A 16350-nucleotide genomic window follows, 5' to 3' on the forward strand; every position below is an offset into this window, starting at 1 on the left:
GGGTGTGTGATATACTATTGACAAGTCTGAACACAGGCCGGAACGCCGGGCTTGCCGGCGTTTTATAGGTTGACATAAAAAGAAAGGCGGGAGAGCTCAGATGAGGAACCGGATCACAGTGACCATTGCGGGACAGGAGTACACGCTGGTGGCGATGGAGGATGAGAGCTACGTCCGCAAGGTAGCCGAGCACGTGGACCGGAAGGTGCGGGAGGTCCGGGAGGGCGAGAAGTTTTCCCTGATCAACAGCGCCATGCTGGCCGCGCTGAACATTGCCGACGAGTACTACAAGGAACAGGAGACTTCGGAGAATCTGCGCCGCCAGCTCAAGGAGTATCTGGAGGAGGCCACCAAGCTGAAGATGGAGCTTTCGGAGGCCAAACGGGAGATCTTCAAGCTGCAGAACAAGAAATAAGAGCACGGCCCCGCGGAGGAGTCGTGCTTTGGGAGGAACTATGCTGGAACTGCTGTCACCCGCCGGCTCCATGGAGGCGGTGCGCGCCGCCGTGCAGAACGGCGCCGACGCCGTCTACATGGGGTACGGAGACTTCAACGCCCGCCGCAACGCGAAAAACTTCACCGAGGAGGAGTTTGCGGCGGCGGTTTCTTACTGTCATCTCCGGGGATGCAGGGTCTATCTGACCCTCAACACCCTGCTCACCGACCGGGAGCTGGTCCGGGCTGCCGAGACCGCGGCCCGGGCCGGCGCGCTGGGGGTGGACGCGGTGCTGGTGCAGGACCTGGGGGTGCTGCGCATGGTGCGCCAGGTCTCCCCCGACCTGCCGGTCCACGCCTCCACCCAGATGACGGTTCACAATCTGGACGGCGTGAAGCAGATGGCCGACTTCGGCATGACCCGGGCGGTGCTGTCCCGGGAGCTGTCCCGGGACGCCATCGCCTATATCTGCGAGCGCTCCCCCATCGAGATCGAGGTGTTCGCCCACGGGGCCCTGTGCATGTGCTACTCGGGCCAGTGCTTCCTCTCGTCGGTGATCGGCGGGCGCAGCGGCAACCGGGGCCTGTGCGCCCAGCCCTGCCGCCTGAGATACGGCTGGAATGGCCGGGCCGACGGCAATCCCCTCTCACTGAAGGACATGTCCCTGGCCAGCCATCTGCGGGAGCTGCGGAAGATGGGCGTGGCCTGCGTCAAGCTGGAGGGGCGGATGAAGCGCAGCGAATATGTGGCCGTGGTCACCAGGATTTACGCCGACGCCATCCGGGAGGGCCGGGAGCCCACTGAGGAGGAGCTGCGGCAGCTGGCCGGGGCCTTCTCCCGCCAGGGCTTTACCCAGGGCTACTACCTGGACCGGAAGGGGCCGGACATGTTCGGCGTCCGGGAGGAGGAAAAAGAGCCCCGGGAGCTCTTTGCCCGGGCCAGAGAGACCTATGAGGACGGGGAGCGCCAGCGGGTGCCCATCACCTTCTACGCCATGCTCCGCTCCGGAGAGGCGGCCCAGGTGGGGGTGAAGGATGACCGGGAGAACGTGGTCACCGTCCGGGGCCCGGTGCCCGAGGCGGCCCGCACCAAGCCCCTCACCCCCGAGGGGGTGGAGAAGCAGCTCTCCCGCACCGGCGGCACCCCCTACCGCTGCGAGGCGGTCCGCTCCATGGTGGAGGAAGGACTCTCCCTCCCTGCCGCTGCCCTCAACGCCATGCGCCGCCAGGCGCTGGAGGAACTTTCCGCCCGGCGCACTGCCCCGCCGCCGCGGCGGACCGGGGAATACCGCCCCGGCGTGCGCTATGAGAACCGGCGGGAGGCGCCGGAGCTCACCATTTCGGTGAGCCGGGCCGGGCAGGTCACCCCCGAGCTGCTGGCCCTGGACCCGGCGCTGGTCTATGTGCCCCTGGAGGAGCTTGCCGCCCATCCGGAGCTCACGGAGCTGGGGGGACGGCTGGCCGTCACCCTGCCCCGGGTGGCCTGGGACCGGGAGTGGGAGACCATGACCGGTCAGCTGCGCCGGGTGCGGGAGATGGGGATCACCGACGCCCTGGTGGGCAACCTGGGCATGCTGAAGCTGGCCCGGGAGATGGAATTTGCCCTCCGGGGGGACTTCGGGCTGGAGATCTACAACTCCCAGGCCATGAAGGAGCTGCGCCACATGGGACTGAAGTCGGCGGCGGTGTCCTTCGAGCTCAAGCTGGCCCAGATCCGGGACCTCTCCAAGGCGGTGGACGCCGAGGTCATCACCTACGGCCGCCTGCCCCTGATGATCATGGAAAACTGCATCATCCGCAACCGCACCGGCGGCAAGTGCCAAAAGGCCTGCCAGGGCGGGGAGAACCTGCTCACCGACCGGAAGGGAGCCCGTTTCCCTGTGGTGCGCGCCTACGGCTGCCGCAACGAGATCCTGAATTCCCTGCCCCTGTGGCTGGCCGATAAGCAGGAGGATGTCCGCCGCGCCGGCGCATGGGCCCAGCGGCTGGTGTTTACCCTGGAATCCCCGGCGGAGTGCGTCCGGATCGCCCGGTGCTACCGGGGACTGGAGCGCTGGACGCCGGCGGAGTATACCAGAGGACTTTACTACCGGGGCGTGGAATAGCCCCGGCGTACTCTCGCGTATTGAGAGTATCATTACAATACAATGACTGCAAGGAGCATATGATGAAGCTGAAGATCAGACCCGTGTCCCCCAGGATCGGGACCGACATCCCCTTTCCCTTTTACGCCAGCGCCGGCGCGGCGGCCATGGACCTGTGCGCCTGCGTGGACGAGGCGGTGACCATCGCCCCGCAGCAGATCGTCAGCCTGCCCACGGGCATCGCCATTGCCCTGCCCTCGGCGGAGTATGTGGCGCTGGTGTTCGCCCGTTCCGGCCTGGGCATCAAGCACGGCGTGGCCCTGGCCAACGGCGTGGGTGTTATCGACAGCGACTACCGGGGCGAGATCCGGGTGGGGCTGGTAAACCAGTCCCAGACCCCCTACACCGTGCAGCCCGGCGACCGCATCGCCCAGCTGGCGGTGATGCCGGTGGTGCAGGCCGAGCTGGAGATCACCGATACCCTGGACGAGACCCAGCGGGGAGCCGGCGGCTTCGGCTCCACCGGAAAATAACACGACAGGCAAAAGGAGCTTTATGAGTATGGATATCATTCTTGCCTCCCACTCTCCCCGGCGGAGGGAGCTTTTGGAGCGCATGGGCGTGGAGCGGTTTGAGGTCTGCTCCCCCGACGTGGACGAGAACATCGGGGACTATCCCCCGGCCGAGTTGGTGAGCCGGCTCTCCCGGCGGAAGGCGGAGGCGGTGGCTGCCCAGCGGGAGGGCGGCGTGATCATCGCCGCCGACACCGTGGTGGCCCTGGACGGCGCGGTGCTGGGCAAGCCCGCCGACGAGCTGGAGGCCTTCAAGATGCTCTCCACCCTCTCGGGCGGCCGCCATCAGGTGTACACCGGCGTCACCGTGCTGGCGGGGGACGAGAAGCACACCGAGTACGAGGTCACCGACGTGACCTTCCGGGAGCTCTCCGAGCAGGAGATCGAGGACTACATCCGCACCGGCGAGCCCATGGACAAGGCCGGGGCCTACGGCATCCAGGGCTATGGCGCGCTGTTCATCGAGGGCATCCAGGGAGATTACTACAACGTGATGGGCCTGCCGGTGTGCCGGCTGGGCCGGATGCTGGAGCGGGTGGGCGTCAACTGTATGCGCCTGGCCGCCGGACGGGACTGAGCGGCCGGCCGGGAGAGGGACCATGAAAGATTTTTTCCGCAACAACGGCCTTTTGATCCTGATCATTGCCGTGCTCCTCACCCTGATCGTGGCAATTACCTCAGCCCTGATGGGAGGGATAGCCGATCCGCTGTCCAATCTGGCGGGCATCGTGACTACACCCTTCCGAAACGGCGCCAACCGTGTGGTCACCTGGATGGAGGAGCAGTACCAGGGGATCTTCCGCCGGGATGAGCTCCAGGCGGAATACGAGGCCCTCAAGAAGAAATACGCCGAGCTGGAGGGGGAGCTGCGGGAGGCCCAGCAGGCCAACGACGAGAATGCCCGCCTGCGCAACCTCCTGGGACTGAGGGAAAAGCGGCGTGACCTGGAGCTGGAGTCAGCCACCGTCACCGCCCACGGCGCCTCCAACTGGGACTCCACCCTCACCATCAGCAAGGGCAGCTCCGCCGGCGTGGAGGCCGGGGACTGCGTGGTGGATGAGTACGGCAATCTGGTGGGAGTTATCCGGGAGGTGGGCCTGAACTGGTCCTCCCTCATCACGGTGGTGGACTCCGACCTGGAGATGGGCGGACTCATCGCCCGTACCGACGGCGCCGCCATCCTGGAGGGAGATTTCGCCCTGATGGGCCAGGGGAAGCTGAAGCTCTCCTTCCTGCCCGAGAACAGCGAGCTGATGGCGGGGGACCAGGTGCTGACCTCCGGCCTGAGCGGCCTGTATCCCTCCGGTCTGGTGGCGGGCCACATCGAGGAGGTCCTCACCGAGGCGTCGGGCATGACCCGGTACGCCGTGGTGATCCCCGAGACCGACCTTGGCAGCCTGAAGCAGGTCTTCGTCATCAAGAGCTTTGACATCGTGGAGTAGCCGCGGGAGGGACATCAGCTTTGACACGACATGATTTTCTGGTCAAATGGGGCGTGTATGCCCTGGCTCTCCTGCCGGTTTGGCTGCTGGAGACTTACGTGTTCGCCCGGCTGCCCCTTTTCGGCGTGCGGCCCATGCTGCTGCCCCTGGCGGTGGCGGCAGTGGCCGTGCTGGAGGGCGCTGCCGCCGGCGCGGGCTTTGGCCTGGGGGTGGGCGCTCTGGCGGTGGCCTGCGGCGGCGCAGAGGCGTGGCAGATACTGGTCATGATGGCGGCGGGACTGGGCACCGGCCTGCTCTCCCAGTATCTGCTGCGGCAGGACCTGCTGGGCTGCCTGCTCTGCTCGGCCCTGAACCTGGCCGCCGTGGACGGCGTGCGCATCGGGCTGCGGCTGCTGGCGGGGAGCGCCGGGCTGGAGCCCATGCTCCGCCTGGCGGGGGCAGAGCTTCTCTGCTCCCTGCCCTTCGTGATCCCGGTGTACGGCATCTTTCTGTGGGTGTTCCGCCGGGTGCCCAAGAGCACGCATTTTTAGAAGCTGTTCCGATAGGCCGCAAAGACGCGTGCTGAAGGCTATTGGTACAGCTTCTGAGCACTCCCTCACCGGAAAGGGTAATTATATGGACAGTAAACAATTCCATCTGCGGGTCCACGGCGTCATCGCACTGATGGCGGCGCTGTTCCTGCTGTTTTTCGCGGTGCTCTACGACCTGCAGGTGGTCAACGGCGGGGACTACCGGGCCCGTTCCACCCGCAGCATCACCAACAAGGAGACGGTGGAGGCCGTCCGGGGCCAGATCCTGGACAGCAGCGGGCGGGTGCTGGTGTCCAACCGGGCCACCTACCAGGTGACGCTGGACCTGTCCGCTATGGGCGGGGAGGAAGAGCGCAACGCCATCCTGACTGAGCTGCTGGAGATCTGCCGGGAGAATGACGTCAGCTGGACCGACACGCTTCCGGTCTCCGGGACTGTCCCCTTCGTCTACACCATGAATACCGCCTCCGGCACCGCCCGCAGGGCCTTCCTCAGGCTGATGGAGACCTTTGGTTCGGGCAGCGAGAGCTGGAAGAGCGCCGCGGCCTCCGGCGTGGCCCTGGCCAACGCCTGGGAGGAGTACAGCGCGGCCCTCAGCGCCGCCGATGAGGCCGGAGAGGACGGCGAAGCGCCGGAGCCCGCTCCCGACAAGCCCGGGAACGGGATCGTGTCGGCTTCTTCCCTGATGGCCAAAATGGAGGATTATTTTAAAGTGGATCCCGCCCTCTCCGATGAGGAGGCCCGGGATCTGGTGGGAGTGCTCTACGAGCTGAACCTGCGCTCCAAGAACGCCACCACCGCCGCCTATGTCTTTGCCCGGGACGTGGATATCCGCTTCATCACCGCGGTGAAGGAGCAGGGGCTCAAGGGCGTGAAGATCCAGGCCACTACGGTGCGGGAATATGAGACCGGCTATGCCGCCCACATCCTGGGCCGGGTGGGGGCCATCTACGCCGAGGAGTGGCAGAACTACAAGAACGAGGGCTACAGCATGGACGATACCGTGGGCAAGGACGGGATCGAGAGGGCTTTTGAGTCCTACCTGCGGGGCACCGACGGTGTAAAGATCATCGAGGCCAATTCCAGCGGAAAGGTGGTCAGCGAGACCTGGGATACCGACGAGACCACCGGCGAGAGCCTGGAGCCCAAGCCCGGCAATCATGTGGTCACCACCCTGGACATCCGCCTGCAGGAGGCGCTGGAGCGCTCCCTGGCCAGCCGGGTGCCCGGCCTGACGGACCAGGTGAAGGGCGCCGCCGGCGTGGTGGTGGACATGAAGGGCGGCGTGAAGGCCATGGCCTCCTATCCCACCTTTGACCTGGAGCGGCTCTACAGCGACACGCAGTACTATAATTCGGTGCTGGACGATCCGCTGACGCCCCTGTATAACCGGGCCCTTCAGGGCCTGTACTCCCCCGGCTCCACCTTCAAGATGATCACCGGCGTGGCCGCCCTTCAGGAGGGCAAGACCACCGCCTATGAGAAGATCCTGGACACCGGGCGCTTCCAGTATCCCAAGGGGGAGAAATATCCCTACGGCGACTATCATCCCGCCTGCTGGAAGTACCTCCAGTACGGGGGGACCCACGGGTGGGAGGACATGGGCCACGCCCTGGAGGACTCCTGCAATATCTTCTTCTACACCCTGGGCGACCGGCTGGGCATCGACCTCATCAACAAATATGCCGCCATGTTCGGCCTGGGCAAGGAGACCGGCATCGAGCTCAAGGAGGAGACCGGCTATGTGGCCAGTCCTGAGACCAGCGAAAAACTGGGCCAGACCTGGTACGGCGGCAACCTGCTCTCGGCCTCCATCGGCCAGGGAAACACCCTCTGCTCCCCCCTGCAGCTGGCCAATTATATCGCCACGCTGGTCAACGGCGGCGACCACTATCCTGCCCATCTGCTCCAGTCGGTGAAGAGCAACGATTTCTCCCAGGTGGTGCTGGAGAACGACCCGGAGCCCCTGGATACCATCAACATCAGCCAGGAGAATCTGGAGGCCGTGAAGAAGGGCATGTACCTGATGGCCAATGAGGGCAGCGTCAGAAATTACTTCAAGGACCTGCCCGTCACCGTGGGTGCCAAGACCGGCACGGCCCAGGTGGGCTCGGCCACCGCTGAGGCCAACGCCGTGTTCGTCTGCTTCGCCCCCTATGACGACCCGGAGATTGCCGTTGCGCTGGTGGCCGAGCGGGGCGGCTCGGGTACCGAGCTGGCCGCCGTGGCCGCCGACGTCCTCTCCGCCTATTTCAGCCAGGAGAACACGGCGGAGGCCGTCCCCGCGGAGGGGACCCTGCTCCGCTGATCACACGTAAGAACAGGATGAGATGTATGACAGACCCGTATACCTTTGACCCAACGGATCCCGTGTATAAAACGCCCTACGGCGCCGTGCCCTCCGGGACGGTGGTGACCTTTACCGTGCGGCCCTTACGCTCCAGCGGATTTTCCCGGGCATTGCTCTCCGCCCGGTTTGAGAGCGACGGGGACCGGACGGTGGAGCGCGTTCTCCCCTGGTCCGGACTGGACGGGGAGCGGGATCTCTTTTCCGGCACGCTGGACACCGGGGACTATGTGGGCCTGGTCTGGTACACCCTGCGCATGGAGGGGTTGGACGGCCGGACCGCCCAGCTGGGAGAATATCAGCTCACGGTCTACGACGGCAGTGAGGAAGTGCCCGGCTGGTTCGGCGAGGGCGTATCCTATCAGATCTTCCCCGACCGGTTCCGCCGCCGCGCCATCCCCGACCCCACCGGTATGGTGGGGGGACGGAGGGTCCACACCGGCTGGCGGGAGGAGCCTGACTACCTGCCCGACGAGAAGGGCGAGATCCGCAACCGGGATTTTTTCGGCGGCAGCCTGGCTGGCGTAGCCGAGAAGCTGCCCTACCTCCGGGGCCTGGGGGTGGAGACCATCTATTTCTGCCCCATCTTCGAGGGGCCGGAGAACCACCGCTACGGCACCGGCAACTACGAGAAGATCGACCCCATGCTGGGCAGCGAGGAGGACTTCCGCACCCTGTGTGAGCAGGCCCATGACCTGGGGATGCGGGTAGTGCTGGACGGCGTGTTCAACCACACCGCCTTTGTCAGCCGCTATTTCAACGGAGACGGCTCCTATCCGTCTCCCGTGCCCGGCGCGGCGCAGTCGGAGGACAGCCCCTACCGGAACTGGTTCCACTTCAGCCGCTGGCCCGATCAATACGACTCCTGGTGGGGCATCTACTCCCTGCCCGCCGTCAACGAGAGTGACGAGAGCTATGTGGATTACATCATCCGGGGGGAGAACAGCATTGTCCGCCGGTGGCTGCGGGCGGGAGCCGATGGGTGGCGGCTGGATGTGGCAGACGAGCTGCCCGACGCCTTTGTCCACGCCGTGCACCAGGCGGTGCGGGAGACCAGGCCAGACGGCGTGGTCATCGGAGAGGTGTGGGAGGACGGCTCCACCAAGATCGCCTACGGCGTGCGCCGCAAGCACATTCTGGGCGGACACTGCGACGGCCTGATGAACTACCCCCTGCGCAGCGCCCTCATCGACTATCTGCTGGGGGGCGACGCCCGGCAGTTCAGGGACGGGATGGAGCGCCTGCGGGCCAACTACCCCCGCTTTGCCTTCTACTCCGCCATGAACGCCCTGGGCACCCACGACACCGTCCGCATCCTTACTCTGCTGGGGATGGGCTCGGCCTGTACCGGAGAAACCCGCCAGTGGCGGGCGGAGCACCGGATGACGGCGGAACAGTACCAGCGGGGCAAAGAGCTGCTGAAGGTGGGTGCCCTGCTGCTCTTCGCCTTCCCCGGTTCCCCCACGGTGTACTACGGAGACGAGGCGGGCATGGAGGGCTTTGAGGACCCCTTTAACCGCCGTACCTTCCCCTGGGGGGAGGAGGACCGGGAGCTGACGGCGTGGTTCACCGCCCTGGGCAAGGCCCGGAACACCCGCCCTGCCCTGCGCAGGGGCGATATCCGCTATGTGGCGGCGGAGGGCCATGTGCTGGCCTTCCGGCGGACCTGGGAGGGCGAGACGGTACTGGCGGCGGCCAATGTGGGTGAGGAGCCGGAGACCCTGCCTCTGACCCGTCCGGCCCGGGACATCCTTACCGGGAAAATATTCCCCGCCCCCGGCGCCCGGCATATGGAGGCGGTACTGCCTCCCCGCAGCGCCCTTCTTCTGGTACCATTGAAATACAAAGGGTAATATAATTCTATAACTATAACAAAAAGGAGCGCGGTTGCGCCATGTTTGGTCCCATCTGATCCGTTTGAACTGTTTTGATCGCACGTCCGCCCCATTGGGGGCGGGCGCTGCTATGCTGCTTTCAAACGGAGATCCATATGGAGGTATGATGATGGGAACCAACCGGCGCAATATTGCGCTTCTTTTTGCTGCCGCTTTTTTGCAGGGCATGGTCTTTTACAGCCCGGTGGCCACCCTGTACCGCTTTTCCTGCGGGCTGAGCCTCACAGAGGTGGGGCTGATCGAATCGGTCTCTCTGGGGACCATGCTGGCCCTGGAGCTGCCCTGGGGCCGGTGGGCCGACGCCCTGGGCCACCGGAGGACCATCGTACTGTGTTCTTTCCTGTTTGCACTGTCCAAAGTGGTGTTCTGGCGGGCGGAGACCTTTGCCGGCTTCCTGGCGGAGCGGCTGCTGCTGGCAGTCTGCCTGTCCGGCCTGTCGGGATGCGACTCCGCCTTTCTTTTCCTCTGCTGCCGGGGAGAGGAGCACCGCCGTGTGTTTGCCCGGTGGGAGGCGGTACAGACCGCCGGGATGCTCTTTTCGGCCCTGTGCTGGCCCCTGATGGGGGGAGACTACCGCCGCTCGGCCGCCCTGACGGTCCTGAGCTATACCGCCGCCGCCCTCCTCACCCTGGCGCTGCGGGAGCCGGAGGGGGAGCGGGCGGAGGAGCAGCGGCGGGATCCCTCCCCTGCCCCGGCGGCGCTTTTGCGGGGGACGGCGCCCCTGATCCCCTTTCTGCTGGCCTTCTGCCTGTTCGACCAGACCTGCCAGATGGGGGTGGTCTTTCTCAGCCAGCTCCAGTACCGGCGGGCGGGTATCCCGGAGGAGGCCTTCGGGGCCCTCTCCGCGGTGGTGACGGCAGCGGGACTCACCGGCGGACTGGCCTACCGCCTCACCCGGCGGCGGAGCCCGGAGGAGTGCTGTGCCGCCCTGACGGCGGCGGGGTGCGGGGCCTGCCTGCTGCTGCGGGGTACCGCACGGCCCTGGACGGCCGGGGCGGCGGTGGCGCTTCTGCAGGGACTGCGCTCCTGTGCGGCCCCGCTGGCCCTGTCGGTGCAGAACGAGCGGGCGGCCCCCGGCGGCCGGGCAGCCCGGCTCTCCTGCAATTCCATGGTGGTGGACCTGGGGGCCATGGCACTCCAGCCCGCCTTCGGCGCCGCGGGGGACCGGGGGGTGGAGCAGGGCTTTCTGCTGGGCGCGGCCTGCTGCGCGGGAGCGGCCCTCTTCTTTCTGTGGGAAAGCCGCCGGTCACGGCGGACACGAAAGGATTAAATTGGATTTTTTGCCCCTTCTCTTGTATATTCTTTTGATATTTGCTATAATAAAGGGTAATTTTCATCTTGCCTTTTGGGAGAGGGGGGCGAAGCCAATGAAATATCAGCAGTGGAACCGCCCCGCGGCAGAGCCCGGGGGCCAGGCGGCGCTGACGGCGGCGGGGATCGCCCCCCTGCCGGCGCTGGTGCTGGCCGCCCGGGGGATCGATACGCCGGAGCAGGCCCGCCGGTTCCTCTCCAACGGGCCCGGGCTGCTGGAGGATCCTTTTGCCCTGCTGGACATGGACAAGGCGGTGGCCCGGATCACCCGGGCCCTGCAGTGCGGGGAGACCATGGCGGTCTACGGCGACTACGATGTGGACGGCATCACCTCCACCTGCCTGCTCACCAGTTATCTTCGCAGCCGGGGGGGCGACGTGGTCCTGTACATCCCCGACCGGATGGAGGAGGGCTACGGCGTCAGCCGGGGGGCCATCGACCTTCTGCACGCCCAGGGCGTCACTCTGATCATCACAGTGGACTGCGGCATCACCGCCGTGGAGGAGACCGGGTATGCCGCTGCTCTGGGGATGGATATGGTCATCACCGACCATCACGAGTGCAAGGAGGCCATTCCCGACGCGGTGGCGGTGGTGGATCCCCACCGGCCCGACTGTCCCTATCCCTTCAAGGGTCTGGCCGGGGTGGGAGTGGCCCTCAAGCTGGTACTGGCCCTGGGGGGGCCGGAAAAACGGGACGGGCTGCTGCGGGAATACGCTGACCTGGCCGCCATCGGCACGGTGGCCGACGTGATGCCCCTCACCGGGGAGAACCGCTGCATCGTCCATATGGGACTCAGACAGATCCGGCATACCGGCCGTCCCGGCCTCTCCGCCCTGCTGCGGGAGGCCGGGCTGGCTGAGAAGCCCCTCACCTCCATGAACATCGGCTACACCCTGGCCCCCCGGCTCAATGCCTCGGGCCGGATGGGCTGTGCCCAGGTGGCGGCCGAGCTGCTCCTCACCGGGGACAGCGTCCGGGGGGAGGAGCTGGCCAAGGCCCTGTGCAGCCTGAACCGGGAGCGGCAGGCCATCGAGGCGGATATCTTTGCCGAGAGCGTGGCCCTGTGCGAGGCCATGCCGGCAGAGGAGCGCAGCGCCCTGGTCCTCTCGGGCGAGGGATGGCACCAGGGCGTGGTGGGCATCGTGGCTTCCCGCCTGGCGGAAAAGTACTCCTGCCCGGCCTTTATGATCTGCCTTCAGGACGGGCATGGAAAGGGCTCCTGCCGGTCCTTTGGAGGATTCAACCTTTTTGCCGCCCTGGAGCAGTGCTCCGATCTGCTGGAGGGCTTCGGCGGTCACGAGCTGGCTGCCGGCTTTACCATCGCCCGGGAGCAGATCGGCCCCTTCCGGGAGCGGATGAACCGCCTGGTCCGCCAGCGTACCGGCGGGGAGGAGATGGTCTCAGAGCTGGACATCGACGCCGAGATCACCGATCCCTCGGTCCTCACCCTGGAGCAGGTGGAGGCGATGGATATTCTGGAACCTTACGGCGCCGGCAATGCCAAGCCGGTGTTTTCCATGACCGGGTGTACTGTGTCCTCCTGTACAGAGGTGGGGGGCGGCCGGCATTTGAAGCTGAAGCTGGCGGTGGGCGGCCGGGTCTTTGACGCCATCTTCTTCGCGGCCACCGCCACGGAAGCCGGCGTGTCGCCGGGGGATCGGATTGACATCGCCTTCTGCCCCCAGATCAACGAATTCCGGGGCTGGCGGTCGGTACAGCTGCAGATCACCGACCTGCGCCCCGCATTGACCCGTGCCCAGAGCGAACAGGCCCTGTATGAACGGTTTGCCCGGGGAGAGGAGCTCAGCCCACAGGAGGCGGCTTTCCTGCTGCCCAGCCGGGAGGAATTTGTGCTGCTGTGGCGCTACCTCAAGGGCCGGGCGGGCAACGAATCTGTGATGGAGGAGAGCCCACGCCGCATGACCCGGAACCTGTCCCGGGATTTCGGGCATCACGCGCCCCTCCCCCGGACCATGGTGTGCCTAGAGGTCTTTGACGAGCGGGGGCTCATTTCCCTGGAGCGCCATACCGGCTCCCTCCAGATCCAGTTCCGCACGGTGGAGGGCAAGGTGGACCTGGAGCAGTCCGCCATCCTCCGCCGGCTCCGCGCCCTGATGAGCGGCTGAGGGCCGGAGCGCAGAGAAGAGTTCAATGGAAAGTTGTGGTGAACATATGGATCCCATTTTAGAGCGCTATCAGGCGCTGGAAGATAAGATAAAAGCCTATAATCCGGGTTTGGACACCAAGCGCCTCTATGATGCGTTCTCCTATGCGGACAACGCCCACTCGGGGCAGATGCGCAAGGACGGTTCGCCCTATATCACCCATCCGCTGGCGGTGGCCGAGATCGCGGCCGATCTGGAGTTGGATACCGACTCCATCATCGCCTCCCTGCTCCATGACACGGTGGAGGACACCAGCATCACCTACGAGGATGTGGCCAAGCGCTTTGGCAAGAGCGTGGCCGACCTGGTGGACGGCGTCACCAAACTGGCCAAGGTGAAGTATGTCTCCAAGGAAGAGGAGCAGATGGAGAACCTGCGCAAGATGCTTATGGCCATGGCCAAGGACATCCGGGTCATCCTTATCAAGATCTGCGACCGGCTCCACAATATGCGTACCATGAAGTTCCAGTCCCCCAGGAAGCAGCGGGAGAAGGCCCTGGAGACCATGGAGATCTACGCCCCCATCGCCCACCGCCTGGGCATGCAGCGGATCAAGTGGGAGCTGGAGGATACCTCCCTCCAGTATCTGGACCCGGTGGGCTATAAAGAGATCTCCGACGAGCTGGAGGCCCGGGCCGCCGCCCATGAGGAGTTCATGGCCACGGTGCAGAAGAAGATCGAGAAGCGCCTGGCGGAAGAGGGCATCAAGGCCACGGTGTACGGCCGCATCAAGCACGCCTACTCCATCTACCGCAAGATGTACGCCCAGAACAAGACCATGGACGAGATCTTTGACCTCTATGCCTTCCGGGTCATTGTGGACGACCTGCCCGCGTGCTACAATGTGCTGGGCTGCATCCACGATATGTTCAAGCCGGTGCTGGGCCGCTTCAAGGATTATATCGGCACGCCCAAGCCCAATGGCTATCAGTCCCTGCACACCACGGTCATCGGCCGGGAGGGCCTGCCCTTCGAGGTGCAGATCCGCACCTGGGACATGCACCACACCGCCGAGTACGGCATTGCCGCCCACTGGAAGTACAAGCAGGGCATGGCCAATACCGAGCTGGGCAGCGAGGCCGCCTTTGAGTGGGTGCGCAAGCTGCTGGAGGCCCAGCAGGACACCGAGGCAGAGGAATTCCTCCGCTCCATGCGGGTGGACCTCTTTGCCGACGAGGTGTTCGTGTTCACCCCCAACGGCGACATCATCAACCTGCCTGCCGGTGCCACCCCCATCGACTTCGCCTATTCCATCCACTCGGCGGTGGGCAACCACATGACCGGCGCCAAGGTCAACGGCCGTATGGTCCCCTTTGACACCCAGCTGGAGAACGGCCAGATCGTGGAGATCGTCACCTCCAAATCGGCCCACGGCCCCAGCCGGGACTGGATGAAGATCTGCAAATCCAACGAGGCCCGCAACAAGATCCGCCAGTGGTTCAAGAAGGAGCGGCGGGAGGAGAACATCGCCACCGGCCGGGCGGCCTTCGAGTCCGAGCTCAAGCATGTGGGCATCCCCCTGGCCGCCATCATGGGGGAGGATGTGCTGCCCCACGTGCTCAAGAAGGTCCGCTTCGGCACCCTGGACGAGCTGTATGCCGCCATCGGCTACGGCGGTATGACCGCCCAGAAGGCGGTGGTCCGTATCAAGGACGAGCTCACCCGTCTGAACCGGCTCCAGGCCGAGCGGCACTCCGCCGAGCGCTCCGTCACCCAGCAGGAGGCCATCATGCCCGGCCGCTCGGTGTCCGTGGCCAAGACCGAGACGGCCGCCAAGACCCCCAGGCACTCCGACTCGGGCATCATCGTGGAGGGCTTGGACAACTGCCTGGTCAAATTTGCCAAGTGCTGCACCCCCGTGCCCGGCGATCCGGTGGTGGGCTTTATCACCCGGGGCTTCGGCGTGTCGGTCCACCGGGCCGACTGCCCCAACTGCGCCCCGGAGAAGCGCAAGCCCGAGGAGGCCGGCCGCTGGATCAAGGTCTCCTGGGTGGAGGGCGAGCTGGCCGCCTACAAGACCTCGCTGGACATCTCGGCCAAGGACCGGGACGGCCTGACCCTGGACATCGCCATGGCCCTCTCCACCGCCAAAGTGAAGGTGAGCAACCTGTCCGCCCGTTCCCTGCCCGACGGATACGCCGCCGTGTTCCTGGTGCTGGAGGTCAGGGATCAGAACGAGCTCAACAGCGTGATCAACAAGCTCAGCCAGATCCAGGGGGTCTATCAGGTCAAGCGTACCACGGGCTGAGCGGCCCGCCGGTTGGTAAGAATATCACAGGAGCCCCGCAAAACGGGGCTCCAAAAGCGCATGGAGGCGTGATCAGATATGGAAAACCGCTTTGTGCCCCTGCTTCTGGGGGCGGATATCAATGTATACAGTATGGCCCGGGCCTTTCATGAGGCCTACGGCGTCAAGACCGTGGCCTACGGCATGTATCCCTCGGGTGTGTGCGTGGGCAGCGACATCATCGACTACCGGGTGTGTGAGAACAATGACGCGCCCGAGGTGGTGCTGGCCAACGTGAAGAAGGTGGCCGCCGAGTTCTCCGACCGGAAGGTCATCGTGCTGGGCTGCGGCGACAACTACCTCACGTCCATCGCCTGCAACCTGCCCAACTACCCGGAGAACGTCATTGCGCCCTATATCCCCCTGGAGCTGATGGAGGTGCTCATCCACAAGGAGAAGTTCTACGACCTGTGCGACAAGTACGGCATCGACCACCCGGCTACCTTTGTCTACAGGAAGGGCATGGGGCACGACTTCGTCCTCCCCTTCGAGGGGCCCTTCGTGGTCAAGCCCGCCGAGAGCGCCACCTACTGGGACCACCCCTTCGACACCCAGAAGAAGGCCTACGTCCTCCAGACCCGGGAGGAGGTGGACCGTGTCCTGGATGAGATCTACGAGCACGGCTATGAGGACTCCCTCATCATTCAGGACTTTATCCCCGGAGACGACAGCTATATGCGGGTGGTCACCAACTACTCCGGCGAGGATGGGAAGGTCCGGCTCATGTGCGTGGGCCACGTGCTGCTGGAGGAGCATACCCGCCACGGCATCGGCAACCACGCCGTCATCATCACCGAGCACGAGCCCGAGCTGTGCGAGAAGCTGCGCTATTTCCTGGAGGATATCGGCTATACCGGCTTCTCCAACTTTGACGTGAAGTACGACCGGCGGGACGGTAAGTATAAGGTCTTTGAGATCAACACCCGCCAGGGCCGCAGCAATTACTATGTCACCGGCGCGGGGTACAACCTGGCCAGGTACCTGGTGGAGGACCGCATCGAGCACAAGCCGGGAGAGCTGCTGGTGACCCAAAACCGCCATATGTGGCGGGTCATCCCCCAGAGCGTGGCCTACGACTATATCCCCAAAAAGTTCCACGGGGAGATGAAGGCCCTCATCGACGCCGGCGCAGTGGTCAATCCCCTGTACTACAAGGCGGACAGGAACCTGATCCACAAGCTACGGGTGATCCGGGACCAGTGGCGGTACAAGAAGCGCTACGCCAGCTCCATGGAGAAGGCCAACTGAGCCGCCGGATATCCCGGCGCGGCATACGCGA

The 16350-nt window shown here is 65.1% G+C and carries 12 protein-coding genes; all 12 read left to right on the top strand.

Features of this window, described 5'->3' with window-relative positions; translation table 11 throughout:
• Window positions 1-100: 100 nt before the first annotated feature.
• The 12 genes from ACTNBZ_RS03215 (at window position 101) to ACTNBZ_RS03270 (ending at window position 16319) form a co-directional block, all read left to right on the top strand.
• Window positions 101-415, top strand: coding sequence for a cell division protein ZapA (locus ACTNBZ_RS03215; RefSeq protein ID WP_441208218.1), 315 nt, complete (start codon window positions 101-103; stop codon window positions 413-415).
• A gap of 40 nt (window positions 416-455) precedes the next feature.
• Window positions 456-2540 carry a DUF3656 domain-containing U32 family peptidase gene (locus tag ACTNBZ_RS03220; protein WP_441208219.1) on the top strand — a complete coding sequence of 695 codons (2085 nt, stop codon included), beginning with the start codon at window positions 456-458 and terminating at the stop codon, window positions 2538-2540.
• A gap of 62 nt (window positions 2541-2602) precedes the next feature.
• Window positions 2603-3052, top strand: a complete 450-nt coding sequence (gene dut, locus ACTNBZ_RS03225) for a dUTP diphosphatase (protein ID WP_441208220.1) — start codon at window positions 2603-2605, stop codon at window positions 3050-3052.
• 28 nt (window positions 3053-3080) lie between these two features.
• Entirely contained in the window at window positions 3081-3668 is a 588-nt protein-coding gene (locus tag ACTNBZ_RS03230; protein WP_441208222.1) for a Maf family protein, read from the top strand.
• Between the two features lie 22 nt (window positions 3669-3690).
• Window positions 3691-4533, top strand: a complete 843-nt coding sequence (mreC, locus tag ACTNBZ_RS03235) for a rod shape-determining protein MreC (protein ID WP_441208223.1) — start codon at window positions 3691-3693, stop codon at window positions 4531-4533.
• A 20-nt stretch (window positions 4534-4553) separates the two neighbouring features.
• On the top strand, window positions 4554-5063 hold the full coding sequence (locus tag ACTNBZ_RS03240) for a rod shape-determining protein MreD (protein ID WP_441208225.1): 510 nt from the start codon (window positions 4554-4556) through the stop codon (window positions 5061-5063).
• Between the two features lie 85 nt (window positions 5064-5148).
• Window positions 5149-7371 carry a penicillin-binding transpeptidase domain-containing protein gene (locus ACTNBZ_RS03245; RefSeq protein ID WP_441208226.1) on the top strand — a complete coding sequence of 741 codons (2223 nt, stop codon included), beginning with the start codon at window positions 5149-5151 and terminating at the stop codon, window positions 7369-7371.
• 26 nt (window positions 7372-7397) lie between these two features.
• On the top strand, window positions 7398-9263 hold the full coding sequence (locus ACTNBZ_RS03250; protein ID WP_441208227.1) for a glycoside hydrolase family 13 protein: 1866 nt from the start codon (window positions 7398-7400) through the stop codon (window positions 9261-9263).
• Between the two features lie 151 nt (window positions 9264-9414).
• A complete protein-coding gene (locus ACTNBZ_RS03255; protein ID WP_441208228.1) occupies window positions 9415-10575 on the top strand; it encodes an MFS transporter in 1161 nt (386 codons plus the stop codon).
• Window positions 10576-10672: 97 nt separating this feature from the next.
• Window positions 10673-12745, top strand: coding sequence for a single-stranded-DNA-specific exonuclease RecJ (recJ, locus tag ACTNBZ_RS03260; RefSeq protein ID WP_441208229.1), 2073 nt, complete (start codon window positions 10673-10675; stop codon window positions 12743-12745).
• A gap of 46 nt (window positions 12746-12791) precedes the next feature.
• The gene (locus tag ACTNBZ_RS03265; RefSeq protein ID WP_441208230.1) at window positions 12792-15032 is read left to right on the top strand and encodes a RelA/SpoT family protein; all 2241 of its coding nucleotides are present in this window, start codon (window positions 12792-12794) and stop codon (window positions 15030-15032) included.
• A gap of 78 nt (window positions 15033-15110) precedes the next feature.
• Entirely contained in the window at window positions 15111-16319 is a 1209-nt protein-coding gene (locus ACTNBZ_RS03270; protein WP_441208231.1) for a carboxylate--amine ligase, read from the top strand.
• The last annotated feature ends 31 nt before the right edge of the window (window positions 16320-16350 follow it).

The organism is Pseudoflavonifractor sp. HCP28S3_F10 (genome assembly GCF_052065415.1).
Classification (GTDB): Bacteria; Bacillota; Clostridia; order Oscillospirales; family Oscillospiraceae; genus Pseudoflavonifractor_A.